Here is a 1,294-nt window from a genome sequence, read left to right as displayed (position 1 = left end):
CACTTAAGAAAGAACTCGACCGTATCAATGCTTAACCCTTATCAGGAGGAACAGTATGACTCTTCAGGAAGCTCATGCACTACAACGCCGTGAACGTTTCCATTCAAAAAACAAAGCAATACATCTTCTGTATCCCTCTTATTTACTTAAATTGGCTGGGTAGTGAACAGTAACTATATTGTTGAGATGACAAGTATTCAGACACGGGTGGACCTGGATGATTCAAGGAAAACGGGATGTGGTTTATTATGTTCATGATATCGTGTAAAAAAAATCCCACACCGAGATCAGTTCTCGATGTGAGATTCAAAAAAATATTATCGGCTGCAATAAACTATGAGCTTACAGTAGTCTCATTATAATACTTCATTACAGTTTCTCTTGAAGCATTTTCATAGTTTTCGTTATTTGTGACTGCGGTATATAACTCATCAAAGTCTTTAACATATACCTTTAGACTCTTAACTAACGCCTTAAGTCCACGTTCATTTTCTTTGGCTGTTGCTTCATTCTCAATAGCATCTGCATAAGTACACAAACCTTTCACCTCACTTTCAACTTCTCTTGTCATTTTAAGACCATAAACTGACTTTAGTTTCATAACCTTTTCTGCTCCAGTGATCCGTTTATCAAACAGATCTGTAAGCATCCGAATCATTTCATTCTCGGCATTCTCGTGGTCATGGTTTTTACTGATATAGATGATGATCGCATTGAGAATATCATACCTCGGATCATCTGAATTACTACCAAACAAAAAACTTTTGTCAATACTATAAACCTCAATTGAATTTGCTCTGATCTGCGCCGCTTTTGTGCAAAGCCAGATGGAGTACACCTTCTTTATATTCCCATACTTTACGGGGTCATCACTGTCCGTTGTGAACTCAACTCCCTGCTGTGCCGAAATCATACGGCAGCAATAGAATAAGGCTCTTAGCGGTAAATCATATCCTGGCTTATCTTCATTTTGTGCTTCAAGATTTATGATGAGCTTTATAAACTCTGACCCACCTTTGCCAGGCAATCTAAGATACGTGCGTATATCGTATCTGTCCAGACCTTCTTCGTTCAAATACGCTTCGGTATTCAAACCATCAATACGTTCACCTGCATTGGTGAGCCCGCTGTCAACATAAACCTTACTGACGAGAACATCACCTTCTATACAGGCTTCAATCTCGTCATAATTCATATCCCGGCACTCAGATACAACTTCCTTGAAAATCCTCGCAAGCAATGGTTTATATGCAAGGATATTTTTTACCGTCATATCCAGCCGGATCTTATCGGG

At 39.0% G+C, this 1,294-nt stretch carries 1 protein-coding gene; it reads right to left on the bottom strand.

All coding sequences use genetic code 11. The features are described from left to right. Positions 1-334: 334 nt before the first annotated feature. Positions 335-1,294, bottom strand: a 960-nt coding sequence (locus tag BLV86_RS18070) for a hypothetical protein (protein WP_090820139.1), incomplete at its 5' end; no start/stop codon positions are given.

Source organism: Oribacterium sp. KHPX15, assembly GCF_900107835.1.
Classification (GTDB): domain Bacteria; phylum Bacillota; class Clostridia; order Lachnospirales; family Lachnospiraceae; genus Oribacterium.
The sequence above is the reverse complement of the archived record's forward strand: the minus strand, read 5'-3'. Positions and strand labels throughout refer to the sequence as shown.